Genomic DNA, 24,839 nt, shown 5'->3' with positions numbered 1-24,839 from the left:
AATGCTCAATATTAAATCGGCAATACGGACGACACAATGAAACAACACCAATCGGCGGATAATTCTCAAGGCCAGCTCTATATTGTACCTACGCCAATCGGTAATCTGGCGGACATTACCCAGCGTGCGCTTGAGGTATTGCAGGCCGTTGATCTGATTGCTGCCGAGGATACCCGTCATACCGGTTTACTGCTGCAACATTTTGGGATAAACGCCCGGTTGTTCGCGCTTCATGACCATAATGAACAACAAAAAGCCGAAACGCTGCTGGCGAAGCTGCAAGAGGGGCAAAACATTGCGCTGGTTTCCGATGCTGGAACGCCGCTAATTAACGATCCTGGCTACCATCTGGTGCGTACCTGCCGTGAAGCGGGGATTCGCATAGTGCCACTACCGGGGCCATGTGCTGCCATCACTGCGTTAAGCGCTGCGGGTTTACCATCAGATCGTTTTTGTTATGAAGGCTTCCTGCCTGCCAAATCAAAAGGTCGTCGCGATGCGTTGAAAGCCATTGAAGCGGAACCACGTACGCTGATTTTTTATGAATCGACCCACCGTCTGTTAGATAGCCTGGAAGATATCGTTGCGGTATTGGGCGAATCGCGCTACGTGGTGCTGGCACGTGAGCTCACCAAAACCTGGGAAACCATTCACGGCGCGCCCGTTGGCAAGCTGCTGGCGTGGGTAAAGGAAGATGAAAACCGCCGCAAAGGCGAAATGGTGCTGATTGTCGAAGGCCATAAGGCGCAGGAAGACGACTTACCCGCCGATGCACTGCGCACGCTGGCGCTGTTACAGGCCGAGCTTCCGCTGAAAAAAGCGGCGGCGCTGGCAGCAGAAATTCACGGCGTGAAGAAAAACGCGCTGTATAAGTACGCGCTGGAGCAGCAAGGGGAGTGATTTGATTACAGGCGTCGCAGCAGGAATAGAGCTACAACGCCTGTACCAGGCGAGTTAACGACGACACATCTCATCAATCACGCATGTGAAATGGTTATGCAGCCATAAAAACGAAGCCGGGATAGCGGTGGAGACTTTAGCCGTGAGAAAACGCGCTGTTGCATCCTGCTTTCCTTCGCCAGTCACCAGTAGCAAAACTTCGCGGGCATTGAGAATATCCTTCAGTCCTAAGGTGATCCCCCGGGTTACGGGGCGACCCGCGGTTATTAACATTTCATGTTGCTGCGTTCTGGCATCAAGTTGGCTGATATGGCAGGCCGGTTGCAGGCTTTCTCCCGGCTCGTTCAGCCCCAGATGACCGTTTTTCCCCAGTCCAAGTACGCACAAATCGATACCACCTTTGAGCGCAATCAGGTTCGTTACCCGCTCACACTCCGTCTCGTTAATATCTTCAGAGCGAAAGCTGATGAACTGGTCTTCACGTAGCCCCAGCGGCTGTACGATATGTTGCTGAAGGAAGGTTTCGCAGGTGCCGGGCAGGGTTAATGGCAGATCCACCCATTCGTCGAGCTTGACGAAGGTCAGCTGGCTGACATCAATATGCTGCTGGTGAATTTTCTCCACCAGATAATAATACGTCAGTAATGGCGTGGCTCCGGTCGCCAGGCAGATCACGGCGTTCGGTTTACTACGAATCACACCCAATAAATATTCGCTGGCGCGTTCACTTAACGCCGTATAGTTTTCAACTTGCTGAAGGATTTGCACAGGATGAAATTCCTTAAGTAAAGAGGCTCCGTCAGGTGCGATGCTCAGACCGATGGCAAACGCAAAATTGCCTGATGCGCTACGCTTATCAGGCCTACATCGTTTCTGCAATATATTGAATTTGCATGATTTTGTAGGCCGGATAAGGCGGTAACGCCGCATCCGGCATGAACAAAGCGATCTTTGTTAACAATCTGAGGCACCGCCAGACGCAGTGCCTCGTTTTATTTATAAAATGCCGAAGGCGGAACAAACGATGGAAAGCACAAAAGTCACGCCGATTAACAGCACCGGATGCGCTTTTTTCACCCGTAGGAAGTAATACATCAGCAGGGTATAAGCCATCGGCAAAATATTCGGGAAGACTTTATCGAAGAAATCCTGTTGCAGAGCGACGCTGTGGGTACTGTCGATAGCAAACGACGTCACCACGTTAATATGCACATATGAAGCGATCAGCCCGCCAATTACCGTGATCCCGAGGATGGTTGCCGAACGGGCGATCATCTGCGAGTTTTCTCTAACTTTATCGATAGCCTTTACGCCGACCGAATAACCAACGTGGGTCCAGCCAACGCGGAGGAAAAAGATAATCAGGTACACGGCGAAGAACAGAATCGGCCCCAGCAGGTTTCCCTGGCTGGCAAATGATGAGCAAATTCCCGCCATAATCGGCAACAAAGTGAACCAGAAAATCGCATCGCCAATTCCGGCGATTGGGCCGAACAGCGCCACTTTGAGGCCTTTAATGGTGTCGCGGTTTTCCCCTTTCTCTTCCATCGAAATTAACAATCCCATCAGGAATCCGACCAGATTCGGATGGGTATTAATAAATTCGAGGTTATCTTTCATCGCTGCGCTTAAGCCCGGTTTGTCGTCCTTATAAATCTTTTTCAGGATCGGCAACATCGCCCAGGTAAAACCGCCCGCCTGCATCCTTTCGTAGTTAAAGCTCGCTTGCAGCAGCGACGAACGAAAGCCCAGACGGGTGATATCTTTTTTACTGATTTCAGATCCCATTGCTGTAGTCCTCTTCTTCATTTTTACTGGCAACGGGCTGCGGTTGCGCTTGCTGCCGGGATTTCGCATTGAAAAACTCATACACCGCAAAGCCTGCGCCCAGCACGGCAACCGGCAACAGGTTGCTGACCTGGATGTAGCAAACAAACAGGAAACCAGCGATCAGGTAAGGGATATATTGCGCTTTGAACATCACGCGCAGCAGCAGACCAAAACCAACGGCAGGTAGAATGCCGCCAGCCACTTCAAAGCCGTGGGTCAGCCAGGCGGGCATCGCCTTCACCAGCGCCTGCATCGCGCCCTGCGCCAGGTAAGTACAGAGGAAAGCAATCACCGCATACGCTAAAGCGACAATTAGCATCGTTGTCCAGTTAAGTCGGGAAAACGCTGCTGTATCCGCCTCTTTCGCGCATTTATCGGCTTTGGTCATAAATAATGAGAATGCCGAATAGAAGAACAGAATGACGTACTGCATTAACAAACTAAACGGCAGGCCAAGACCAATTGCCGTTTTGGCATCAACGCCCGTAGACCATGCAATGACTGTGGTCATCAGACCCGCCATAATCGGGTTGGGCGGCTGAACACCCCCGGCAGGGGTTAATCCGGCGAAAGCCAGCTCTGTCAGACCACCGGTAATTAAGCCAGTCTGAATATCACCGAGAATAGCGCCAGTGAGGGTACAAACGATTATCGGGCGGAATAAAAATAAGGCTTCCAGCCAAAAATCAATCCCCAGAACGAAAACTAACGCCGCCAGGGATAGCCCCTGAATTAGGGTTATTTCATGCATTTTTATTACCTCAAACCAATATTAAGGCGATTTTAAATTTAGTCAGGAATTTGTTCTTTTTGATCGCCGGGGACGTCCTGGATAAAAACATTTACGCCGCGTTGTTTAATAAAATGTAAGTCCGTGAGATCTTGAGAATCGACATACACTTTACTGCTGATTTGCTTTTTCCCTTCCGAGAAATGCATATTACCGACGTTGACATCTTTCAGGTCAATACCACCTTCTACCAATTTACGTACCGTTTGTGGCGTACGGCAAATCAGGAAGATCTTCTGAAGCGGCGCAGCTTTTCCGATAACATTAATGGTTTTTTCGATAGTAAAGAAACGAATGCCAAAGCCGTAGGTTTCTGCGGTAATCCCCATCAATTTCTGTTGAATATCATCGTTAGCGACGACATCATCCACGACTACCAGCAGATTCGCACCGATAGTGGATGTCCAGGTCACGCCAACCTGGCCATGAACCAGACGGTTATCAATACGGGTTAAGAGAATATTTGGACTGCTCATTGTGTAATCCTCACCATAAAGTTGAATAATATAATCTTTTTAAATATATTATTGTTGCGATATTGTACTGATGTATTTATTAAGGTTTAGTTATCTCCTTTGCCGTTAAGGCACTACCCGATATTAATCGGGCAGTGCATTCTGAAAAATCGTATAAAATTAATGATTACGCGGAAATTCGATTCGCTGAACCACAGACATTAATTTTATTTCTGACGACTTCTTTCATCGCATCCATACCGACGCGCATATAATAACGAGGATCATTACCCTGCGGATTTTCCGCAAACCAGGCTTTTACCGCACCTGCGAAGGCAATTTTCAATTCCGTGGCAACGTTCACTTTTGTTACACCAAGCTCAATAGTGCGGCGGACAAATTCATCCGGGACATCGCTGGCACCATGCAGCACCAGAGGAACATCCACCACTTCACGAATTTCCGCCAGCCGCTGGAAATCAATCTTCGGCGTTTTGCTGTATAAGCCGTGCGCCGTACCAATCGCTACCGCCAGGCTGTCGACGCCAGTCAGTTCGACAAAGCGTTTAGCTTCTTGTGGATCGGTCAGGAATGCACTTTCGGCGTCGACGCTCATGTCATCTTCAACACCGCCCAGACGGCCCAGTTCTGCTTCCACGCTGCAATCCTGCGAGTGGCAGAAGCCGACAACCGATTTCACCAGCTTCACGTTCTCGGCAAATGGGAAGTGACTGCCGTCGATCATCGCACTGCGTACGCCTGCGTGGACTTTTCGGCGAATATCATCGAGTGATTCGTGGTGGTCGAGATGCAGCGCCAGCGGCATGTTGTAGGTTGTGGAATAGGCGCTACACAGAGCGTAAATCTCTTCTAGCGCAATATGTTTAAAGGTCCCCGGCGTCCCGGCGAGGATCACTGGCGATCGCATTTCGCTACATACTTCGAGGATCGCCTGGATCGTCTCGGCGTTATGAATGTTAAAGGCTGGCACCGCGTAGCCATTGGCCTGGGCGTCCTGTAACAGATATTTGGTGGAGATAATGCTCATAATGCGATCCTCTTATGCCTGCCACGGATGAATGATTACGCCTTGCACCACGCGGTTTACGGTGCCACTGGCGGATGGGGTATCCGGCGTATTGCCCATGTGCAACGACTGCATCAGTGCAAACGTCTGGGCGTACATCAGGAAGCAAAATGCCTGTTCAACGTCGATAAAGTGACGGGATGGCGGCAGGATGATATGCGGGCCAGCGGCGATAACATCGTTACTTTCCGCGGCGATGGCGATTACGCGCATTGCCTGGTTGTCACGGCGGAGTTCTGCCAGCAGATCAAGATCATACTGACGGGTGTAAGGGTGGCTGGAGATAAATACCACCACCAGCGTTTCGTTATTGACCAGCGATTTTGGTCCATGACGGAATCCGGTCGGGGAATCATAAAAGGCCGCCAGTTTACCCGCCGTTAGTTCCAGCACTTTCAGCGCCGACTCGCGTGCTGCGCCCTGTAAGCCACCGCTACCGAGATAAACGATCCGTTTCCACGGTGCGTAACCAAACACACCTTCGCTGAAATCGCCCAGTGAGGTCAGGATCGCCTGGCAACGATCCGCCACATCGCGGAAGCTCTGGCTGTTGATCGTCTCAGGTGCGAAAACCGCGAGGCAGCTGGCCATCATGGTGGTAATGCTGCTGGTCATCGCAAAGCCGCGATCGTGTGTTTCTGCGGGCATCAGCAGGGCAAACGCGTTGTCGCTGTTGATCGCGTTTTGGTAAAGATCGCCCGCTTCGTTGCAGGTGATCGGCAGGTGATAGCACTCGGGTACAAACTGATTCGCCAGTTCCACGGCGGCAACGCTTTCCGGGCTGTTGCCGGAACGCCCGAAGGAGATCAACAGCAGCGGATGAGCTGGGTTCAGGTAGTCCATCGGATTAGTGACCAGATCGGTGGTTGGTACGGCGCTGAAGTTTTTACCGGTATGGCTGGCGAGCCACGGCGCGATGATGTCACCGATAAATGCCGAGGTTCCGGCTCCGGTCAGGATGATCCGCAGATTCTCTTTGCGCAGTAACGGTTCAAGGAAGTTACTGAGCGCGGAACGTAACGCGTCGATGTTGGTGAGGGAACGGATCCATGCGCGAGGCTGATGACGGATCTCTTCTTCGGTCCATGTACCGGTGGTCGCGGCAGCAGGGGTGTAATTTTCTGACATAACTCAATCCTTAGTCTGATGAACTTGACTTCCGGCGTGGTAGCTTTCGTTAGCCTTTCGTTTCATTTCACTTGGTGATTTCTTTCGTTGATTAAAATCTATAGAAAAGAAACTGAAAGTTCAATGGAGAAAAAAGAAATAAAACGAAATCTGTGATCGTTGAAAGAAAAGACAAGGGAAGCAAAAGGGATTTCCGCATGCGGCGTCAACGCCTTATTCGGCCTGGCAATCACCGCCGTAGGTCGGATAAGACGCGTTAGCGTCGCATCCGACACCGCTACGCAGCCTAAAAAGAAAGAAAAAGAAAGGCCTTACGGGGGAAGTGAAGGCCGAATAACGGAGCAAACAATTAAAACGAAGCTAATTGACCCTGAACCCAAATTTGTTGCACATGCAGCCCGCTATCCAGCGCAACGACGCTGGCGCGTTTGCCCGGTTTAAGCGATCCCAGAACACCATCAACACCCAGCATTCGCGCCGGATGCAGCGACGCCATATGGATGGCTTCCGCAGGCGTTACGCCCGTCAACTCGACCATATTGCGCACTGCCGCATCGACAGACAGCGTACTGCCCGCCAGCCCACCGGACGCGGTACGGACAACGCCACCGTGCATCTTCACTTCTTCACCACATAACGTATAACGACCATCCGGCATCCCGGCTGCCTGCATCGCGTCGGTGATCAGCACGATTCTCTCTTTCGCACAGCAACAACACAGCGACATCGCCGCCGGATGTACATGATGCCCATCGGCTATCAGTTCCAGCCAGGCGCGCTTGTCTGTTAATCCCGCGCCAACCATTCCCGGTTCGCGGTGATGTAAACCCGTCATCCCGTTATAGCAATGTACCAGGCCGTCTGCGCCAGCATCAAACGCAGCGCAGGTTTGTTGCCAGGTTGCTGCGCTATGTCCCAGCATCACCCGTAGGTTTTGCTGTTTAAGATGGCGGATGGCCTGCAATGCCCCTTCTTTTTCCGGTGCCAGTGCCACCACGCGCAAAGTGTGCTGAGAAACGGTAATCAATTGATCCAGCTCGGTAATTTCCAGCTCGCGGAACAGATCCGGCGGATGTGCGCCTTTATTCTGCGGCGTGAAGTACGGTCCTTCGAGATAACTTCCCAGCACCTGTGCGCCAGGTCCGCCGCGTTGGCAACGTTGAGCAATACGCGCCAGCGTCGCATGAATGGCATTAAGCGGCGCGGTTACGGTAGTCGGCAACCAACTGCCGACACCTTCGCGCGCTTTGTGCATTGCCAGCTTGTCGAGCGCATCCGGTGCGTCATCCATCACATCAACGCCCGCGCCGCCGTGCACATGGGTGTCGATGTAAGCGGGGCAGAGCAGTTCCGCATTGCGTTCAGTCACGCCTGGTGGAATCGGTTCGATTGCCGCGATCACACCGTCAGCAATACGCAGCTGATGATCATCAAGCCAGCCCTCTTCTGTCAGCAGCCTTCTGGCGCGCAGAACGTGTGTCATATTCCTTCCTCGACCGGACATTCTTCATGGCAGCGACTAAGTTCGTCCACCAGACTGGTCAGCCCACGGTGTCCGCACTCCAGCGCCTGCACACGGAACTCTTCACTACTTAACCCTTCGCGCTCCAGCACCATCTCCAGTAGCAGTTGTAAATTGGTGCCGGTGATCACTTCACAGCCCGGTTTTTGCATCGCCAGCGTTGAAGCCACGCGAAACGGCGTGCCGCCCAGCAAATCCGTCAGGAAAACAATGCCGTCTTCACAATCCAGTTGGGCAATGGCCTCTTCAAGCTGCGATGTAAGTAGTGCGGTGCTTGAGGTTTCGGGAAAATCGATGGCGATAAACTGCGATTGCTCGCCGAGGATTTGCTTCATTGCTTTTTCCATGCCGCTGGCAAATCCGCCATGCCCTGTCAAAATAATACTTAACATCTAATACCTCATTGTATTTAAAGGAAATGGCAGAATTTACCGACGATGCCGAGAACCACGGTAACTGCAATCAGGCGCAGCGGACTCCAGCCGCGGCGTACCAGCCAGAACATGGTCAGGGTGTAGACCAGCGGTAAGAAGGCAGGCATCAGTTTGTCGATAACATCAGCCTGTAACTTAACCACTGCGTCGCCCGCCGTGATTTCCAGCGTGGTGCTTAAGCGAACATAGGTTGCCACCAGCGCGCCGATTACCGTCATCCCAACGATAGACGCAGCATGGCCGACTTTTTTGGTATTCGCTTTAATGAGTGGAATCGCCGCCACGCCCATACGGTAAGCATAATGCGCCAGACCAAAACGCAGTCCCAGATGTACCACGTTGAACAGCACAATAAATACCACAGCGCCGAGGATGGAACCTTGCAACGCCAGACTGGCACCAATCCCGCCACAAATTGGCAGTAGCGTTAGCCAGAACATCGCATCACCAATCCCGCCAAGTGGCGCACCGACGGCAATTTTGGTGCTCTGAATACTGTTAACGTCCTGCTTAGAACGCTCCATCGCGAGGATAATGCCGATAACAAACGTCACCAGAAACGGATGGGTATTGAAGAAACCCATATGCCCCTTCATGGCGCGCGCCAGGTCGCGTTTATTAGTGTGGATCTTTTTCAGTGCTGGCAGCAGACCGTACAGCCAACCGGAAGCCTGCATTCGTTCGTAGTTGAAAGAAGCCTGTAACAGCATGGAACGCCAGGCGACGCGGTTGATATCTTTTTTCGTCAGCTCCGCGCCAATGCTCTGGTCTTCATACACGTTTTCATTGACGCCAGTCAGCAATGTTTCTTCATTTTCGCTGACGTTAGGCAGGGTAGTTTGATTAGATGCCATCTTCAAATTCCTCTTTCTGTGCCGCAGGTTGAGTCGGTTCAGGAGATTTACGCAGCAGGTCGATCAGCGCCATCGCCAGCGCAGCGGCAGCAATAGCCAGCACCGGTAACTTGAGCCAGGCTGCGGCAACAAAGCCCAGGATGAAGTAGGGGATGTAGACGTTTTTCATCATGATTTTCAGCAGCACGGCAAAACCGATTGCTGGCATGATGCCGCCCGCGACGCCGAGGCCGTCGATTAATCGTTGCGGCAGGACATCAATGATGGTTTTTGCATGTTCCGCGCCGAAGTAGATAGGCAGGAAAGCGCAGAGAAAATAGAAGATGCCGAGCGCCAGCAGCGCCAGATAGTTCACACGCTCAATGCCGCGTGTATCGGCGTTCTCCGCCATTCGGTCGCAGCGGGACATCACGCCAGACATCACCGAGAACAGGAAGGTAATCCCCATCTGTACCGCAACCGCGAAAGGTACGGCTACGCCGACCGCGACATCGGGTTTCACGCCGGTGGTTATGGCAAACGCCGTGCCGACGATAGTACCGATAATCACGTTAGGCGGCTGTGCGCCCGCCAGCGGAGCCAGCCCCATCCACACCAGTTCCAGCGTACCGCCGGTTAAAATACCGGTATGCAGATCGCCAAGTACCAGCCCGACCAACGGGCCGAGGACCACCGGGCGGTGCATATGGGTTAAGCCGTTAAACATATCCAGACCAGCGATAAAGGCGATAATGCCCAACGCAAATGCCTGCAACAGACTGATTTCCATGATGAATCCCTCAAAGTAATTTAAAGAGGTCCACAGCAGGCTCTGTCGGGACGCCCTGAACGAAGCATTCCACCCCAGCGGCTTTCAGGTCGTTAAATGCTGCGATATCGCCCGCATCCACAGAAACCGTTTTGGCGATTTGTTGCTTGCCATTGGCGTAGTGCATATTGCCAACGTTAATGCGATTCACCGGAACGCCTCCTTTCACCAGCGTCAGGAAATCGGCGGGTGTTTTACAAACCAGCAGGATTTTCTGTCGATCGGCGGCGCGATGAATGTTGTCGATAACTTTTTGCAGCGTCCAGAAACGTACGGCTATCCCTTCTGCCAGTACCATTTCCATCAGGTTTTGTTGTACCGGATCTTCGGCAACCTCATCGTTGGCTACCAGCACCAGATTTGCCCCCGCAAATCCGACCCACTGAACGCCGACCTGACCGTGAATCAAGCGTTCATCAATCCGGCTTAAAACAATATTTGGCATAGCGTCTTCCTCTTTGTTTTGGTTATTGGCCTTCACAGGCTGTGTGGTACTGCGCCAGGATGTCCTGAATGTGGTTGATAATTAACGCCCGTGGCGTCGGTTGCAGCTCGCCGGAGCGAACTTTCACGTACTGCAGCGGCAGATACTGGCTGATGAGCGGTAGCGGAATCGGTGAATCCGCCAGATTACGAACCAGATGAGCGAAAGCGTCATCAATCTGGCTGTCCGGCCAGTAATAGCGCACACGATCCGAGTAGCTATAACCACGCGCCAGACGACGCGCGTTGCCGTCACCGTGGTAGTGGCTTTGCCAGTATTCCGGGCGGTCGAGCATCACGTTTTCCAGTACCTGACGCAGACCGGAGCAGGCTTTCGCTGGCACCAGTTCTTCTTCAAGCGCCGCCAGAGAGAACAGAGCTTCACGCAGGGCGAAGGTCAGCGCCGGGCCAACTTTCAGAATGGCAAAATGGTCAATAACCAACTGACGTAACGATTGCGGCGTTTGATAATCCGTAGAGTGAGCTTCGAAAATCAGCGTTTCGTAGTTTTCGATCATCTGGCTTAAGGCAGCCGCTTTGGCGGGCTGATAATCAATAACGTTGGTGTGATCGAATTCGACGCCAGGCTGAACTACCAGCGCGATGATGCGCGGCCAGATGGCATTCAGACCTTGCTTTTCAAAAGCGTGACGATGGGCTTCCAGCGTGGCGCGGGCGGCATCCGGCGTGGTGACCGCCAGTTCGCTTAAGGTTTCATGTGCGCCGCCAGGCACCGGAACTTCGGTGCCAATGACATACACCAGATCGGCCTCGCCAAAATGTTCACGGCAGGTTTCTTCCGCCACTTTCGCCAGACGAGCGGCGCGTTCGGCAACGATGCCATCGGTTAAGGGAACCGGATCGTCCTGACAGGACATGCTGCAATCAAGGTGAATTTTTTTGAATCCTGCCGCGACGTAGCTTTTAATCAAATCATCGGCATTGGCCATCGCCTGAGCGGCAGGCAGGTTTTGCCAGCGGTTTGGCCCCAGATGGTCGCCACCCAGAATCAACGCGTCCTGTGGGAAATTCAGCGAGTCAGCAAGCTGGCAAACAAAGCCGCGAAAATCGGCTGGCGTCATTCCGGTATAACCGCCGAACTGGTCCACCTGATTGGACGTCGCTTCAATCAGTAGCGGCGTTTGGTTTGCACAGGCGTAGCGGATTGCAGCTTCCAGCACCAGCGGATGTGCGGAACAAACGGCATAAATCCCATTTGTTTTGCCCTCTTTATGCTGTCTCACCATTTCTGTCAGATGTTTCACTTTCCTCTCCAGTTCAGATTACTGCAACTTTAATCTTTCGTTTTGTTTCAATTGATACTGCGACATGGTGAGATAAAAATAAAACGAAAGATAATAGTTTTCTGATCTGATTCACAAAAGAAACATAATGAAAGCCACTGAAACAAGCGTAGCTTGCGTCAATGGGCAAGGTGGGCTTGCAATTGCTTAATAGAAAGGCGTTAATAGGCAAAACGAAATGAAACGAAAGTTTTACGAAAGGACTTACTATGAGTAATACCGACGCTTCAGGCGAGAAGCGAGTGACTGGCACCAGTGAGCGACGAGAGCAGATCATTCAACGCCTGCGCCAGCAAGGAAGTGTGCAAGTTAATGATCTATCGGCATTGTATGGTGTATCTACTGTGACGATCCGTAACGATCTGGCGTTTCTGGAAAAGCAGGGGATCGCTGTGCGGGCCTATGGGGGCGCGTTGATCTGCGATAGCACGACGCCGTCAGTCGAGCCATCAGTGGAAGATAAAAGTGCGCTCAACACGGCGATGAAACGCAGCGTTGCGAAAGCTGCCGTTGAGTTGATTCAGCCAGGTCATCGGGTGATCCTCGATTCCGGGACCACCACTTTTGAGATTGCTCGTCTGATGCGCAAGCACACTGACGTAATTGCGATGACCAACGGTATGAACGTGGCTAATGCTTTGCTGGAAGCGGAAGGCGTTGAGCTGCTGATGACCGGCGGGCATTTGCGCCGTCAGTCGCAATCTTTTTACGGCGATCAGGCTGAACAATCGCTGCAAAATTACCACTTCGATATGCTGTTTCTTGGCGTAGATGCTATTGATCTGGAGCGTGGCGTCAGCACGCATAATGAAGATGAAGCTCGTTTAAACCGTCGGATGTGCGAAGTTGCGGAACGGATCATCGTAGTCACCGATTCCAGTAAGTTCAACCGCTCCAGCCTACATAAGATCATCGATACCCAGCGGATCGACATGATCATTGTCGATAAAGGCATTCCTGCAGATAGCCTGGAAGGGCTGCGAAAGGTTGGGGTTGAAGTGATTCTGGTCGAGGAGTACGCGTCTTCGCTGTGACTCACTATGCCCGATAAACAAGCGATATCGGGCATAATACAACTTGAAGTATGATGAGTATATCAGGTCACCGGTGCCGGGTTAAACACCGCCAGCTGGTTATGCAATCCCCATTGATCCGAGAAGGTTTTCTTCTTCCCGCTGGCGACGTCGAGAATAAAGTGGAACAGCTTCCAGCCCACCTCTTCAATGGTTTCTTCGCCGGTAGCGATGGTGCCTGCGTTGATATCCATTAAATCAAACCAACGGTTTGCCAGCTCGGTGCGGGTCGCCATTTTAATGACGGGTACCGCCATCAGGCCATACGGCGTGCCGCGACCGGTCGTAAACACTTGCACGGTAATACCCGAAGCCACCTGTTGCGTGCCACAAACAAAATCGCTGGCTGGCGTCGCGGCGTAAATTAATCCGCGTTTAGTCGGGCGTTGACCGGGCGACAGCACTTCAACAATTGCGCTTTTACCCGATTTAGCAATGGAGCCGAGTGCCTTCTCTACCACGTTTGCCAGACCGCCTTTCTTGTTGCCCGGCGAAGGGTTGGCGCTGCGGTCGGTTTTTCCCATATTGAGATAGTTATCGTACCACTCCATCTCTTCCAGCAGCCGTTTGCCGACCTCTTCGTTAATGGCGCGCGGTGTCAGTAGATGAATCGCGTCACGCACTTCCGTTACTTCTGAAAACATCACCGTTGCACCGCAGCGCACCAGTAAATCAGACGCATATCCAACCGCCGGGTTTGCCGTTACGCCAGAAAATGCATCGCTGCCGCCGCATTGCATGCCGACAACCAGTTCCGAAGCAGGACAGGTTTCTCGCTGACGTTGATTCAGTTTTTGTAGATGGCGTTCGGCGACCTGCAAAATATCCTCGACCATTGATTGAAAGCCGACATGCTTTTCATCCTGCAAGCTGACAATGCTGGCGCTTTCTACTGGAATAGCCTGCACATCATCCGTGCCGACCAGCAGGCGCTCTGGTTGCAATTTCTCGCATCCCAAGCCAATCACCATCACCTCGCCGCCAAAATTTGGATTGAGCGAAATATTGTGAATGGTACGTATTGGCACTACAGCCGCCGGAGCATTAATCGCCACGCCACAACCGTACAGGTGATTCAGTCCCACTACGCCATCGACGTTCGGGTATTTTGGCAGCAGATCGCGCTCAATGATTTTTACTACGTAATCCACCACGCCTGCCACACAGTGGACGCTGGTGGTAATGCCGAGCAGGTTTTTGGTTCCCACGCTACCATCAGCATTGCGATAGCCTTCAAAGGTATAACCTTCCAGCGGCGGTAAGGGTTCCGGGACTTTGGTTGCCAGTGGCAGCGTGTGTAACGGCGGCGCTTCCGGTAGTACTACCATTGATTCGTCGATCCAGCTTCCGCGTGGGATTGCGCGCACGGCGTAACCAATCACTTCGCCATAACGAATAATTTCTCCATTAGCTGGAATGTCCAGCAATGCGACTTTATGCCCCTGAGGAATATGTTCAATTAATTCCAGTCCGTCCGGAAAACGCGTTCCTGCTTTCAGGCCATTATCATTAACAATAATTGCCACATTATCTGTGTCGTGAACTTTTATATAAAACGCAGTTGGCGTTTCTTGTCTGATTTCGATGTTGGCCATTGTGCAATATTCTCCAGCCAGGGACTATTAAAATGAGGACCTGGTCTCATTTAAAAATAAATGACTTCATTGGGTGAAATAAGAATGTCAGGAGTTTAAACGCAGAAATGTGATCAATGTCAATCATTTCAGGGATTGCAGTACCGCCCGGCAAGGCAATGCGTAAATCTGTGCTTTAGCGCGCAACCTTATGTGCATATGCTCAAAATAATATTTAAATCGTATTAATTAAATTAGCATTTGCACAATGATTATTATTCTCGCGCTGCTTATACTGATTCCCGAGTTCATTGTCATTACGGCATAAATGAAACTCATAAATAACATCTTCCCCATAATAATAAAAATCAGCATAAGTACCCGAGGTAAATAAAATGATTCTGGACACCGTTGACGAAAAAAAGAAAGGCGTGCATACCCGCTATTTAATATTACTGATTATTTTTATTGTTACCGCCGTTAACTACGCCGATCGTGCAACGCTGTCTATTGCTGGTACCGAAGTAGCAAAAGAGTTGCAGTTAAGTGCGGTTTCGATGGGTTACATCTTCTCCGCTTTTGGCTGGGCCTACTTGCTGATGCAAATCCCCGGCGGCTGGCTGCTTGATAAGTTTGGCTCGAAGAAAGTTTACACTTACAGCCTCTTTTTCTGGTCGCTGTTCACCTTCCTGCAAGGCTTTGTCGATATGTTTCCGCTGGCCTGGGCTGGGATCTCCATGTTCTTTATGCGCTTTATGCTGGGGTTTTCGGAAGCGCCGTCATTCCCGGCGAACGCCCGTATTGTCGCGGCCTGGTTCCCGACGAAAGAACGTGGTACTGCCTCCGCCATCTTTAACTCGGCGCAATATTTCTCGCTGGCGCTCTTCTCACCGCTGCTTGGCTGGCTGACTTTTGCCTGGGGCTGGGAGCACGTCTTTACCGTTATGGGAGTGATTGGTTTTGTGCTGACGGCGCTGTGGATCAAGTTGATTCATAACCCGACAGATCACCCACGCATGTCCGCGGAAGAGTTGAAGTTTATCTCTGAAAATGGCGCGGTGGTTGATATGGACCACAAAAAGCCGGGCAGTGCGGTGGCAAGCGGTCCCAAACTGCATTACATCAAGCAATTGCTCTCCAGCCGCATGATGCTGGGTGTATTTTTCGGACAATATTTTATCAACACCATCACCTGGTTCTTCCTTACCTGGTTCCCGATTTATCTGGTGCAGGAAAAAGGCATGTCGATTCTGAAGGTAGGCCTGGTCGCCTCGATTCCGGCACTGTGTGGTTTTGCTGGCGGCGTACTCGGTGGTGTCTTCTCGGATTATCTGATCAAACGCGGTTTGTCACTGACCCTGGCTCGTAAACTACCGATTGTACTGGGAATGTTGCTGGCTTCCACCATCATCTTATGTAACTACACCAACAACACCACGCTGGTGGTCATGCTGATGGCGCTGGCCTTTTTTGGCAAAGGATTTGGTGCGCTGGGCTGGCCGGTGATTTCTGACACCGCGCCGAAAGAGATTGTTGGCCTCTGTGGCGGCGTATTTAACGTCTTTGGCAATGTTGCCTCCATTGTCACTCCACTGGTGATTGGTTACCTGGTAAGTGAACTGCACTCCTTCAATGCGGCACTGGTCTTCGTGGGATGTTCGGCGCTGATGGCGATGGTCTGCTACCTCTTCGTGGTTGGCGACATTAAACGTATGGAATTGCAGAAATAAGCAAAGGTATAAGCGATGAATAACGATATTTTTCCCAATAAATTCAAAGCCGCATTGGCCGCGAAACAGATACAAATTGGTTGCTGGTCAGCTCTCTCTAACCCGATAAGCACTGAAGTTCTTGGTTTGGCTGGCTTTGACTGGCTGGTGCTGGATGGCGAACATGCGCCAAACGATATCTCCACATTTATTCCCCAGCTGATGGCCCTGAAAGGTAGCCCCAGCGCGCCAGTGGTGCGGGTGCCGACCAACGAACCGGTAATTATTAAGCGTCTTCTGGATATCGGTTTCTATAACTTCCTGATTCCATTTGTCGAAACAGAAGAGGAAGCGGTACAAGCAGTGGCATCTACTCGTTATCCACCAGAAGGTATTCGCGGCGTTTCCGTTTCTCACCGTGCCAATATGTTTGGCACCGTGGCGGATTATTTCGCTCAGTCGAACAAGAACATCACCATTCTGGTCCAGATTGAAAGTCAGCAAGGCGTAGATAACGTCGATGCCATCGCCGCTACCGAAGGTGTAGACGGTATCTTCGTCGGTCCCAGCGATCTGGCTGCGGCATTAGGCCATCTCGGCAATGCATCACACCCGGATGTACAAAAAGCGATTCAACATATTTTTAACCGTGCCAGAGCGCACGGCAAACCCAGCGGTATCCTCGCACCGGTCGAAGCCGATGCGCGTCGTTATCTGGAATGGGGCGCGACGTTTGTGGCTGTTGGTAGCGATCTCGGCGTGTTCCGCTCTGCTACCCAGAAACTGGCTGATACCTTTAAAAAATAACCACCACTGCAACAAGAGAGATGATTGATATGACTATGAAAGTTGGTTTTATTGGCCTGGGTATTATGGGTAAACCAATGAGTAAAAACCTTCTGAAAGCAGGTTACTCGCTGGTGGTTTCTGACCGTAACCCTGAAGTTATCGCAGAAGTGATTGCTGCAGGTGCAGAAACAGCTTCTACGGCTAAAGCGATCGCTGAACAGTGCGACGTCATCATTACCATGCTGCCAAACTCTCCTCATGTGAAAGAAGTGGCGCTGGGTGAAAATGGCATTATTGAAGGCGCGAAACCCGGCACGGTATTGATCGACATGAGTTCTATCGCACCGTTGGCAAGCCGTGAAATCAGCGAAGCGCTGAAAGCGAAAGGCATTGATATGCTTGATGCTCCGGTTAGCGGTGGTGAGCCGAAAGCGATTGATGGCACTCTGTCAGTGATGGTGGGTGGCGATAAGGCTATTTTCGACAAATACTATGACTTAATGAAAGCGATGGCGGGGTCTGTGGTACATACCGGGGAAATCGGTGCAGGCAACGTCACCAAACTGGCCAACCAGGTCATTGTGGCGCTGAATATTGCCGCGATGTCAGAAGCGTTGACGCTGGCAACCAAAGCAGGCGTTAACCCGGATCTGGTTTATCAGGCAATTCGTGGTGGACTGGCGGGCAGTACCGTGCTGGATGCGAAAGCGCCAATGGTGATGGACCGTAACTTCAAGCCAGGTTTCCGTATTGATCTGCATATTAAGGATCTGGCGAATGCGCTGGATACCTCCCACGGCGTTGGCGCGCAACTGCCGCTGACGGCTGCGGTTATGGAGATGATGCAAGCGCTGCGTGCCGATGGTCTGGGAACAGCAGACCATAGCGCCCTTGCGTGCTACTACGAAAAACTGGCGAAAGTCGAAGTTACTCGCTAATGACGTCGTGCCCGGATGGCTTATTGCTATCCGGGCCTGGAATCCAGGCCGAATAAGAGAAACGCCCCCGGCGTCATGTGGTAACAGGCAAAGATATGAAAATCGTAATCGCCCCAGACTCTTATAAAGAAAGTTTATCAGCCAGCGAGGTTGCGCAGGCGATAGAAAAAGGATTTCGGGAAATTTTTCCTGATGCACAGTACGTTTCTGTTCCTGTTGCCGACGGTGGCGAAGGAACGGTGGAAGCGATGATTGCTGCCACCCAGGGGGCTGAACGTCACGCCTGGGTTACAGGGCCGCTGGGCGAGAAAGTGAATGCCAGTTGGGGGATCTCCGGCGACGGCAAAACCGCGTTTATCGAAATGGCTGCGGCCAGTGGACTGGCGCTGGTGCCATCGGAAAAACGTGATCCGCTGGTAACCACTTCACGCGGCACAGGGGAGTTAATCCTGCAGGCGCTGGAGAGCGGTGCAACAAGTATCATTATTGGCATTGGCGGCAGCGCCACCAACGATGGCGGTGCAGGGATGATGCAGGCGCTGGGAGCGAAGTTAAGCGATGCCAATGGCAATGAAATCGGCTTTGGCGGCGGCAGTCTTAATACTCTGAATACCATTGATATCACTGGCCTCGATCCACGTTTAAAGAATTGTACGATTCGCGTAGCCTGTGATGTCACCAATCCGCTGGTGGGCGACAGTGGCGCTTCGCGGATCTTTGGCCCGCAAAAAGGGGCGAATGAAGCCACGATTGTCGAGCTGGACAAGAATCTCTCTCACTATGCTGATGTCATCAAAAAATCGCTGCATGTTGATGTGAAAGACGTCCCCGGTGCAGGTGCGGCGGGCGGAATGGGCGCGGCGTTGATGGCTTTTCTTGGCGCAGAGCTAAAGAGCGGCATTGAGATTGTGACGACGGCGCTCAATCTGGAAGAACATATTCATGATTGCACGCTGGTTATCACCGGTGAAGGGCGCATTGATAGCCAGAGCATCCATGGCAAAGTACCGATTGGGGTGGCTAATGTGGCGAAGAAATACAATAAACCGGTAATTGGTATTGCGGGTAGTCTTACGAAGGATGTTGGCGTTGTGCACCAGCATGGTATCGATGCTGTATTCAGCGTGTTAAACAGTATTGTTACGCTGGATGAAGCTTTCAGCGGGGCTTATGACAATATTTACCGAGCTTCGCGCAATATTGCTGCAACACTGGCGATTGGAATGCGCAACGCGGGGTGACAAGGGCGTGTAAACCCTCTATACTGCGCGCCGAAGCTGACCAGACAGTCGCCGCTTCGTCGTCGTCCTCTTCGGGGGAGACGGGCGGAGGGGAGGAAAGTCCGGGCTCCATAGGGCAGGGTGCCAGGTAACGCCTGGGGGGGAAACCCACGACCAGTGCAACAGAGAGCAAACCGCCGATGGCCCACGCGAGTGGGATCAGGTAAGGGTGAAAGGGTGCGGTAAGAGCGCACCGCGCGGCTGGTAACAGTCCGTGGCACGGTAAACTCCACCCGGAGCAAGGCCAAATAGGGGTTCATAAGGTACGGCCCGTACTGAACCCGGGTAGGCTGCTTGAGCCAGTGAGCGATTGCTGGCCTAGATGAATGACTGTCCACGACAGAACCCGGCTTATCGGTCAGTTTCACCTATTTTAACGAAAACCCGCCAGTGCAAACTGGCGGGTTTTTGCTTTTGCGCGGCAGTAAGATGAATGACTGTCCACGACGCTATACCCAAAAGAAAGCGGCTTATCGGTCAGTTTCACCTCTTCAACGAAAACCCGCCAGTGCAAACTGGCGGGTTTTTTGCTTTTGCGCGGCAGTAAGATGAATGACTGTCCACGACGCTATACCCAAAAGAAAGCGGCTTATCGGTCAGTTTCTTTTTTTCAGTATAAATACTCTTTTTTCGTCACCCTTTTTGTCTCCCGAGATTACTTACCTGCAAATATGAATTATTAGTTTTGTGATCATCAACACAAAATGCTATCCGTGCATTATGATGACAGCAGAAACCATGGAAAACGATTGCATTCACAAAATGACATCCTGCTATGATGGTAAAAATTGACGTTAATCAATTGTTCGAGATGATCAATATCTGTATTCGACTTTTTAAAATATTGATAAAATAGATGTTTTGTGACCAACAAATTCCGCGAAAAAATGTGACGCGGCGCATTATTTACCTGTAAATATGATTTGTTTATAATAAAATTTGATAACTTGCTCATTAAATTTAACTTAAAATTCGACTGAGAAATACACGATATTTGCTTGAAATATCGTCGCAGGACATTTTTTAATAAGCCAGATAAAGCGTGTTGTTATCGCCATAAAATATGGTTATCCCCCCCTTTGTTTTTTGATAAAAGTCAGGCTTTACGCGGATTTTATTATGTTAACTTATTGATATTAAAAATTTATATTGATTTAAGTAGATGCCTGGAAAGCAATTGAAAGTTAATTTGTGAGTGGTCGCACATATCCTATTCATTCCATTTTGATACACTTCATGTCGTCAATGAGGTAATTAATGCAGGCCGATATGAGCACTATTCTTCTTCCTAAAACGCAGCACCTGGTAGTCTTTCAGGAAGTCATCAGAAGTGGCTCTATTGGCTCGGCTGCAAAAGAATTAGGTTTAACTCAACCTGCTGTAAGTAAAATCATTAACGATATTGAAGATTATTTTGGCGTGGAATTAGTGGTACGGAAAAATACCGGTGTAACGCTGACGCCAGCCGGTCAATTGTTGCTCTCACGTTCCGAATCCATTACCCGCGAAATGAAAAATATGGTTAATGAGATAAGCGGTATGTCCTCTGAAGCCGTGGTGGAAGTCTCATTTGGTTTTCCTTCGCTAATTGGCTTTACCTTTATGTCCGGGATGATCAACAAATTCAAAGAGGTGTTCCCGAGAGCGCAAGTCTCAATGTATGAAGCACAGTTGTCCTCGTTCTTACCTGCTATCCGCGACGGACGCCTCGATTTTGCGATTGGTACGTTAAGTGCAGAGATGAAGCTTCAGGATTTGCATGTTGAGCCGCTGTTCGAGTCCGAGTTTGTGCTGGTGGCCAGCAAGTCCCGAACATGCACCGGCACTACCACGCTGGAGTCGTTGAAAAACGAACAGTGGGTGTTGCCGCAAACTAATATGGGATACTACAGCGAACTTCTCACCACGTTACAAAGAAATGGCATCAGTATTGAAAACATCGTTAAAACCGACTCAGTCGTGACAATTTATAATCTTGTTCTCAATGCTGATTTCTTAACCGTGATTCCTTGTGATATGACTTCACCTTTTGGTTCTAATCAATTTATTACTATTCCGGTTGAAGAAACGTTGCCCGTGGCGCGATATGCCGCGGTATGGTCAAAAAATTATCGTATTAAAAAAGCAGCATCGGTTTTGGTTGAACTAGCCAAAGAGTATTCATCTTATAATGGGTGTAGACGAAGACAATTAATAGAAGCTGATTAGTTATTTGTTTTTCTCAAACATAAATAATCCACCTGTCTTTTCTCGGGTGTCGGTTACGGTTACCTACATATTTAATTCAGGTTAAGAGGTTTATCATGCATATTACATACGATCTCCCGGTTGCTATTGATGACATTATCGAAGCAAAACAACGATTGGCTGGGCGAATTTATAAAACAGGCATGCCTCGATCCAATTATTTTAGTGAACGTTGCAAAGGTGAAATATTCCTTAAGTTTGAAAATATGCAGCGTACTGGTTCATTTAAAATTCGTGGCGCATTTAATAAATTAAGCTCTTTAACCGATGCTGAAAAACGCAAAGGTGTGGTGGCCTGTTCTGCGGGTAACCATGCGCAAGGGGTTTCGCTCTCCTGCGCAATGCTGGGCATCGACGGGAAAGTGGTAATGCCGAAAGGCGCGCCAAAATCCAAGGTCGCGGCGACATGTGACTACTCCGGTGAAGTTGTTCTGCACGGCGACAACTTTAACGACACCATCGCCAAAGTTAGCGAAATTGTCGAAACGGAAGGCCGTATTTTTATCCCACCTTATGATGATCCGAAAGTGATTGCCGGTCAGGGAACGATTGGCCTGGAAATTATGGAAGATCTCTATGATGTCGATAATGTGATTGTGCCAATTGGCGGTGGCGGTTTAATTGCTGGTATTGCGGTAGCGATTAAATCTATTAACCCGACAATTCGTGTTATCGGTGTGCAATCAGAAAACGTTCACGGCATGGCGGCTTCTTTCCACTCGGGAGAAATAACCACGCACCGAACTACCGGCACCCTGGCGGATGGTTGTGATGTCGCCCGCCCGGGTAATTTAACTTACCAAATCGTTCGTGAATTAGTCGATGACATCGTGCTGGTCAGCGAAGACGAAATCAGAAACAGTATGATTGCCTTAATTCAGCGTAATAAAGTCGTCACCGAAGGCGCAGGCGCTCTGGCATGTGCTGCGTTATTAAGCGGTAAATTAGACCAATATATTCAAAACAGAAAAACCGTCAGCATTATTTCCGGCGGCAATATCGATCTTTCTCGCGTCTCTCAAATTACCGGTTTCGTTGACGCTTAATCATCTCGTTGAGGATAGGATATGAGTACTTCAGATAGCATTGTATCCAGCCAGACAAAACAATCGTCCTGGCGTAAATCAGATACCACATGGACGTTGGGTTTGTTCGGCACAGCTATTGGTGCCGGCGTGCTGTTCTTCCCTATCCGCGCAGGTTTTGGCGGACTGATCCCGATTCTTCTGATGTTGGTATTGGCATACCCCATCGCGTTTTATTGCCACCGGGCGCTGGCGCGTCTGTGTCTTTCAGGCTCTAACCCTTCCGGCAACATTACGGAAACGGTGGAAGAGCACTTTGGTAAAACGGGTGGCGTAGTCATCACGTTCCTGTACTTCTTCGCGATTTGCCCACTGTTGTGGATTTATGGCGTAACCATTACCAACACCTTTATGACGTTCTGGGAAAACCAGCTTGGCTTTGCGGCGTTAAACCGCGGCTTCGTGGCGCTGTTCCTGCTGCTGCTGATGGCGTTCGTCATTTGGTTTGGTAAGGATCTGATGGTTAAAGTGATGAGTTACCTGGTATGGCCATTTATCGCCAGCCTGGTACTGATTTCTCTGTCACTGATCCCTTACTGGAACTCTGCTGTTATTGATCAAGTTGACCTCAGTGCGCTGACGTTAACCGGTCATGACGGTATCTTGATTACCGTCTGGCTGGGGATTTCCATCATGGTCTTCTCCTTTAACTTCTCGCCAATCGTCTCTTCCTTCGTGGTTTCTAAGCGTGAAGAGTATGAGAAAGACTTCGGTCGCGACTTCACCGAGCAGAAATGCTCACAGATCATCTCCCGTGCCAGCATGCTGATGGTTGCCGTGGTCATGTTCTTTGCCTTCAGCTGCCTGTTTACGCTGTCTCCGGCAAACATGGCGGAAGCAAAAGCACAGAACATTCCGGTGCTTTCTTATCTGGCTAACCACTTTGCTTCCATGTCCGGCGAGAAATCGACGTTCGCCACCGTACTGGAATATGCCGCTTCTATTATCGCACTGGTTGCTATCTTCAAATCTTTCTTCGGTCACTATCTGGGAACGCTGGAAGGTCTGAACGGTCTGGTACTGAAGTTCGGCTACAAAGGCGATAAGACGAAAGTGTCTTCCGGCAAACTGAACACCATCAGCATGATCTTCATCATGGGTTCCACCTGGGTAGTTGCTTACGCCAACCCGAACATTCTGGACCTGATTGAAGCCATGGGCGCGCCGATTATCGCTTCACTGCTGTGCCTGTTGCCGATGTATGCCATCCGTAAAGCGCCGTCGCTGGCGAAATACCGTGGTCGTCTGGATAACGTGTTTGTTACCGTGATTGGTCTGCTGACCATCCTGAACATCGTATACAAACTGTTTTAATCCGTAACTCAGGATGAGAAAAGAGATGAATGAATTTCCGGTTGTTTTGGTTATTAACTGTGGTTCGTCTTCAATTAAGTTTTCCGTGTTGGATGCCTCGAACTGTGAAGTATTAATGTCAGGTATTGCCGACGGTATTAATTCGGAAAATGCATTCTTATCCGTAAATGGAGGAGAGCCAGCACCGCTGGCTCACCACAGCTACGAAGGTGCACTGAAGGCAATTGCGTTTGAACTGGAAAAACGGAATTTAAATGACAGCGTGGCCTTAATTGGCCACCGCATCGCCCACGGCGGCAGTATTTTTACCGAGTCCGCCATTATTACCGATGAAGTCATTGATAATATCCGTCGCGTTTCTCCACTGGCGCCGCTGCATAATTACGCCAATTTAAGTGGCATTGAATCGGCCCAGCAATTATTTCCTGGCGTAACTCAGGTAGCGGTATTTGATACCAGCTTCCACCAGACAATGGCCCCGGAAGCGTTTTTATACGGCCTGCCGTGGAAATATTACGAAGAGCTGGGTGTGCGCCGCTATGGCTTCCACGGCACGTCTCACCGCTATGTGTCCCAGCGTGCGCATTCTCTGCTGGATCTGGCGGAAGAAGACTCCGGCCTGGTGGTGGCGCATCTTGGCAATGGCGCGTCTATTTGCGCGGTTCGTAACGGGCAGAGTGTGGATACCTCAATGGGTATGACGCCGCTGGAAGGGCTGATGATGGGGACGCGCAGTGGCGATGTCGACTTCGGCGCGATGTCCTGGGTGGCCAGTCAAACCAACCAGAGTCTTAGCGATCTGGAACGCGTGGTGAATAAAGAATCGGGATTATTGGGGATTTCCGGTCTTTCTTCCGACCTGCGTGTACTGGAAAAAGCCTGGCATGAAGGTCATGAACGTGCACAACTGGCAATTAAAACGTTTGTTCACCGAATTGCCCGTCATATTGCCGGACACGCTGCCTCATTACATCGCCTGGATGGAATTATATTCACCGGCGGAATAGGTGAGAATTCAAGTTTAATTCGTCGTCTGGTCATGGAACATTTGACTGTATTAGGCGTAGAGATTGATGCAGAAATGAATAATCGCTCTAACGCTTACGGTGAAAGAATTGTGTCCAGTGAAAATGCGCGCGTAATTTGCGCCGTTATTCCGACTAATGAAGAAAAAATGATTGCGCTAGATGCAATTCATTTAGGCAAAGTTAAAGCACCCGCAGAATTTGCATAAT

Annotated in this window: 24 protein-coding genes and 1 other RNA gene; 11 read left to right on the top strand and 14 right to left on the bottom strand. The window is 50.5% G+C overall.

Going from position 1 to position 24,839, the window contains the following annotated elements:
* Window positions 1–36 precede the first annotated feature (36 nt).
* Complete coding sequence (gene rsmI, locus FEK42_RS06825; RefSeq protein WP_135493005.1) at window positions 37–900, top strand: 16S rRNA (cytidine(1402)-2'-O)-methyltransferase; 864 nt, start codon at window positions 37–39, stop codon at window positions 898–900.
* A 54-nt stretch (window positions 901–954) separates the two neighbouring features.
* Here rsmI and FEK42_RS06820 read toward each other — a convergent pair whose 3' ends face one another.
* The 12 genes from FEK42_RS06820 to kbaZ form a co-directional block, all read right to left on the bottom strand.
* Window positions 955–1,722 carry a galactosamine-6-phosphate isomerase gene (locus tag FEK42_RS06820; RefSeq protein WP_135493033.1) on the bottom strand — a complete coding sequence of 256 codons (768 nt, stop codon included), beginning with the start codon at window positions 1,720–1,722 and terminating at the stop codon, window positions 955–957.
* Window positions 1,723–1,896: 174 nt separating this feature from the next.
* Entirely contained in the window at window positions 1,897–2,688 is a 792-nt protein-coding gene (agaD, locus tag FEK42_RS06815) for a PTS galactosamine transporter subunit IID (RefSeq protein ID WP_130204630.1), read from the bottom strand.
* Window positions 2,678–3,481, bottom strand: a complete 804-nt coding sequence (gene agaC, locus FEK42_RS06810) for a PTS galactosamine transporter subunit IIC (RefSeq protein ID WP_130204632.1) — start codon at window positions 3,479–3,481, stop codon at window positions 2,678–2,680. The genes agaD and agaC overlap by 11 nt, the downstream gene beginning before the upstream one ends.
* Before the next feature lie 38 nt (window positions 3,482–3,519).
* Window positions 3,520–3,996 carry a PTS galactosamine transporter subunit IIB gene (gene agaB / locus FEK42_RS06805; protein WP_135493004.1) on the bottom strand — a complete coding sequence of 159 codons (477 nt, stop codon included), beginning with the start codon at window positions 3,994–3,996 and terminating at the stop codon, window positions 3,520–3,522.
* 166 nt (window positions 3,997–4,162) lie between these two features.
* Entirely contained in the window at window positions 4,163–5,023 is an 861-nt protein-coding gene (gene kbaY, locus FEK42_RS06800; protein WP_100774560.1) for a tagatose-bisphosphate aldolase subunit KbaY, read from the bottom strand.
* Between the two features lie 12 nt (window positions 5,024–5,035).
* Window positions 5,036–6,190, bottom strand: a complete 1,155-nt coding sequence (locus FEK42_RS06795) for an AgaS family sugar isomerase (protein WP_135493003.1) — start codon at window positions 6,188–6,190, stop codon at window positions 5,036–5,038.
* Window positions 6,191–6,539: 349 nt separating this feature from the next.
* Window positions 6,540–7,673 (bottom strand): N-acetylglucosamine-6-phosphate deacetylase, encoded by a 1,134-nt coding sequence (gene nagA, locus FEK42_RS06790; protein ID WP_135493002.1) that lies wholly within the window; start codon window positions 7,671–7,673, stop codon window positions 6,540–6,542.
* On the bottom strand, window positions 7,670–8,104 hold the full coding sequence (agaF, locus tag FEK42_RS06785; protein ID WP_130260160.1) for a PTS galactosamine/N-acetylgalactosamine transporter subunit IIA: 435 nt from the start codon (window positions 8,102–8,104) through the stop codon (window positions 7,670–7,672). The genes nagA and agaF overlap by 4 nt, the downstream gene beginning before the upstream one ends.
* 17 nt (window positions 8,105–8,121) lie before the next feature.
* Window positions 8,122–9,000 carry a PTS N-acetylgalactosamine transporter subunit IID gene (agaE, locus tag FEK42_RS06780; protein ID WP_001295548.1) on the bottom strand — a complete coding sequence of 293 codons (879 nt, stop codon included), beginning with the start codon at window positions 8,998–9,000 and terminating at the stop codon, window positions 8,122–8,124.
* Entirely contained in the window at window positions 8,990–9,769 is a 780-nt protein-coding gene (gene agaW / locus FEK42_RS06775) for a PTS N-acetylgalactosamine transporter subunit IIC (RefSeq protein ID WP_000406209.1), read from the bottom strand. The genes agaE and agaW overlap by 11 nt, the downstream gene beginning before the upstream one ends.
* Window positions 9,770–9,779: 10 nt before the next feature.
* Complete coding sequence (gene agaV, locus FEK42_RS06770; RefSeq protein WP_001295547.1) at window positions 9,780–10,253, bottom strand: PTS N-acetylgalactosamine transporter subunit IIB; 474 nt, start codon at window positions 10,251–10,253, stop codon at window positions 9,780–9,782.
* Window positions 10,254–10,275: 22 nt separating this feature from the next.
* Window positions 10,276–11,556, bottom strand: coding sequence for a tagatose-bisphosphate aldolase subunit KbaZ (kbaZ, locus tag FEK42_RS06765; protein WP_135493001.1), 1,281 nt, complete (start codon window positions 11,554–11,556; stop codon window positions 10,276–10,278).
* 248 nt (window positions 11,557–11,804) lie between these two features.
* Between kbaZ and agaR the strand changes: the two genes are divergently transcribed.
* Window positions 11,805–12,629 carry an aga operon transcriptional regulator AgaR gene (gene agaR, locus FEK42_RS06760; RefSeq protein WP_130204642.1) on the top strand — a complete coding sequence of 275 codons (825 nt, stop codon included), beginning with the start codon at window positions 11,805–11,807 and terminating at the stop codon, window positions 12,627–12,629.
* A gap of 62 nt (window positions 12,630–12,691) precedes the next feature.
* Here the strand turns inward: agaR and garD are convergent, their stop codons facing one another.
* Window positions 12,692–14,263: a galactarate dehydratase gene (gene garD, locus FEK42_RS06755; protein WP_130204644.1), complete on the bottom strand. Its 1,572-nt coding sequence runs from the start codon at window positions 14,261–14,263 to the stop codon at window positions 12,692–12,694.
* A gap of 374 nt (window positions 14,264–14,637) precedes the next feature.
* Between garD and garP the strand changes: the two genes are divergently transcribed.
* The 5 genes from garP (at window position 14,638) to rnpB (ending at window position 19,328) form a co-directional block, all read left to right on the top strand.
* Window positions 14,638–15,972 carry a galactarate/glucarate/glycerate transporter GarP gene (garP, locus tag FEK42_RS06750; protein ID WP_064529564.1) on the top strand — a complete coding sequence of 445 codons (1,335 nt, stop codon included), beginning with the start codon at window positions 14,638–14,640 and terminating at the stop codon, window positions 15,970–15,972.
* A 15-nt stretch (window positions 15,973–15,987) separates the two neighbouring features.
* Complete coding sequence (garL, locus tag FEK42_RS06745) at window positions 15,988–16,758, top strand: 2-dehydro-3-deoxyglucarate aldolase (RefSeq protein WP_135407948.1); 771 nt, start codon at window positions 15,988–15,990, stop codon at window positions 16,756–16,758.
* A 29-nt stretch (window positions 16,759–16,787) separates the two neighbouring features.
* Window positions 16,788–17,678, top strand: a complete 891-nt coding sequence (garR, locus tag FEK42_RS06740) for a 2-hydroxy-3-oxopropionate reductase (protein WP_130260155.1) — start codon at window positions 16,788–16,790, stop codon at window positions 17,676–17,678.
* Between the two features lie 95 nt (window positions 17,679–17,773).
* Complete coding sequence (gene garK, locus FEK42_RS06735; RefSeq protein ID WP_130219249.1) at window positions 17,774–18,919, top strand: glycerate 2-kinase; 1,146 nt, start codon at window positions 17,774–17,776, stop codon at window positions 18,917–18,919.
* A 32-nt stretch (window positions 18,920–18,951) separates the two neighbouring features.
* Window positions 18,952–19,328: RNase P RNA component class A (gene rnpB / locus FEK42_RS06730), an RNA gene on the top strand.
* A gap of 348 nt (window positions 19,329–19,676) precedes the next feature.
* Here the strand turns inward: rnpB and tdcR are convergent.
* Complete coding sequence (gene tdcR / locus FEK42_RS06725) at window positions 19,677–19,913, bottom strand: transcriptional activator TdcR (RefSeq protein ID WP_240780566.1); 237 nt, start codon at window positions 19,911–19,913, stop codon at window positions 19,677–19,679.
* A gap of 314 nt (window positions 19,914–20,227) precedes the next feature.
* On the opposite strand from tdcR, the gene tdcA reads away from it, so the two are divergent.
* From tdcA to tdcD, 4 genes are all read left to right on the top strand, one after another.
* Window positions 20,228–21,166: a transcriptional regulator TdcA gene (gene tdcA / locus FEK42_RS06720; protein WP_130210820.1), complete on the top strand. Its 939-nt coding sequence runs from the start codon at window positions 20,228–20,230 to the stop codon at window positions 21,164–21,166.
* 95 nt (window positions 21,167–21,261) lie between these two features.
* Complete coding sequence (tdcB, locus tag FEK42_RS06715) at window positions 21,262–22,251, top strand: bifunctional threonine ammonia-lyase/L-serine ammonia-lyase TdcB (RefSeq protein ID WP_135493000.1); 990 nt, start codon at window positions 21,262–21,264, stop codon at window positions 22,249–22,251.
* Between the two features lie 21 nt (window positions 22,252–22,272).
* Complete coding sequence (gene tdcC, locus FEK42_RS06710) at window positions 22,273–23,604, top strand: threonine/serine transporter TdcC (protein WP_130210806.1); 1,332 nt, start codon at window positions 22,273–22,275, stop codon at window positions 23,602–23,604.
* Window positions 23,605–23,629: 25 nt separating this feature from the next.
* Window positions 23,630–24,838, top strand: coding sequence for a propionate kinase (gene tdcD / locus FEK42_RS06705; protein WP_130259083.1), 1,209 nt, complete (start codon window positions 23,630–23,632; stop codon window positions 24,836–24,838).
* The last annotated feature ends 1 nt before the right edge of the window (window position 24,839 follow it).

It is taken from the genome of Escherichia sp. E2748 (genome assembly GCF_005781125.1).
Lineage (GTDB): Bacteria > Pseudomonadota > Gammaproteobacteria > Enterobacterales > Enterobacteriaceae > Escherichia.
Note: the sequence above shows the minus strand (reverse complement) of the source record. Positions and strands in the feature narration are given on the sequence as shown.

Bases quoted from the DNA above. Each gene is read 5' to 3' on its own strand.
- rsmI (WP_135493005.1), top strand. From the start codon at position 37: ATGAAACAACACCAATCGGCGGATAATTCTCAAGGCCAGCTCTATATT.
- agaD (WP_130204630.1), bottom strand. From the start codon at position 2,688: ATGGGATCTGAAATCAGTAAAAAAGATATCACCCGTCTGGGCTTTCGT.
- agaC (WP_130204632.1), bottom strand. From the start codon at position 3,481: ATGCATGAAATAACCCTAATTCAGGGGCTATCCCTGGCGGCGTTAGTT.
- agaB (WP_135493004.1), bottom strand. From the start codon at position 3,996: ATGAGCAGTCCAAATATTCTCTTAACCCGTATTGATAACCGTCTGGTT.
- kbaY (WP_100774560.1), bottom strand. From the start codon at position 5,023: ATGAGCATTATCTCCACCAAATATCTGTTACAGGACGCCCAGGCCAAT.
- FEK42_RS06795 (WP_135493003.1), bottom strand. From the start codon at position 6,190: ATGTCAGAAAATTACACCCCTGCTGCCGCGACCACCGGTACATGGACC.
- nagA (WP_135493002.1), bottom strand. From the start codon at position 7,673: ATGACACACGTTCTGCGCGCCAGAAGGCTGCTGACAGAAGAGGGCTGG.
- agaF (WP_130260160.1), bottom strand. From the start codon at position 8,104: ATGTTAAGTATTATTTTGACAGGGCATGGCGGATTTGCCAGCGGCATG.
- agaE (WP_001295548.1), bottom strand. From the start codon at position 9,000: ATGGCATCTAATCAAACTACCCTGCCTAACGTCAGCGAAAATGAAGAA.
- agaW (WP_000406209.1), bottom strand. From the start codon at position 9,769: ATGGAAATCAGTCTGTTGCAGGCATTTGCGTTGGGCATTATCGCCTTT.
- agaV (WP_001295547.1), bottom strand. From the start codon at position 10,253: ATGCCAAATATTGTTTTAAGCCGGATTGATGAACGCTTGATTCACGGT.
- agaR (WP_130204642.1), top strand. From the start codon at position 11,805: ATGAGTAATACCGACGCTTCAGGCGAGAAGCGAGTGACTGGCACCAGT.
- garD (WP_130204644.1), bottom strand. From the start codon at position 14,263: ATGGCCAACATCGAAATCAGACAAGAAACGCCAACTGCGTTTTATATA.
- garP (WP_064529564.1), top strand. From the start codon at position 14,638: ATGATTCTGGACACCGTTGACGAAAAAAAGAAAGGCGTGCATACCCGC.
- garL (WP_135407948.1), top strand. From the start codon at position 15,988: ATGAATAACGATATTTTTCCCAATAAATTCAAAGCCGCATTGGCCGCG.
- garR (WP_130260155.1), top strand. From the start codon at position 16,788: ATGACTATGAAAGTTGGTTTTATTGGCCTGGGTATTATGGGTAAACCA.
- garK (WP_130219249.1), top strand. From the start codon at position 17,774: ATGAAAATCGTAATCGCCCCAGACTCTTATAAAGAAAGTTTATCAGCC.
- tdcR (WP_240780566.1), bottom strand. From the start codon at position 19,913: ATGAGCAAGTTATCAAATTTTATTATAAACAAATCATATTTACAGGTA.
- tdcA (WP_130210820.1), top strand. From the start codon at position 20,228: ATGAGCACTATTCTTCTTCCTAAAACGCAGCACCTGGTAGTCTTTCAG.
- tdcB (WP_135493000.1), top strand. From the start codon at position 21,262: ATGCATATTACATACGATCTCCCGGTTGCTATTGATGACATTATCGAA.
- tdcC (WP_130210806.1), top strand. From the start codon at position 22,273: ATGAGTACTTCAGATAGCATTGTATCCAGCCAGACAAAACAATCGTCC.
- tdcD (WP_130259083.1), top strand. From the start codon at position 23,630: ATGAATGAATTTCCGGTTGTTTTGGTTATTAACTGTGGTTCGTCTTCA.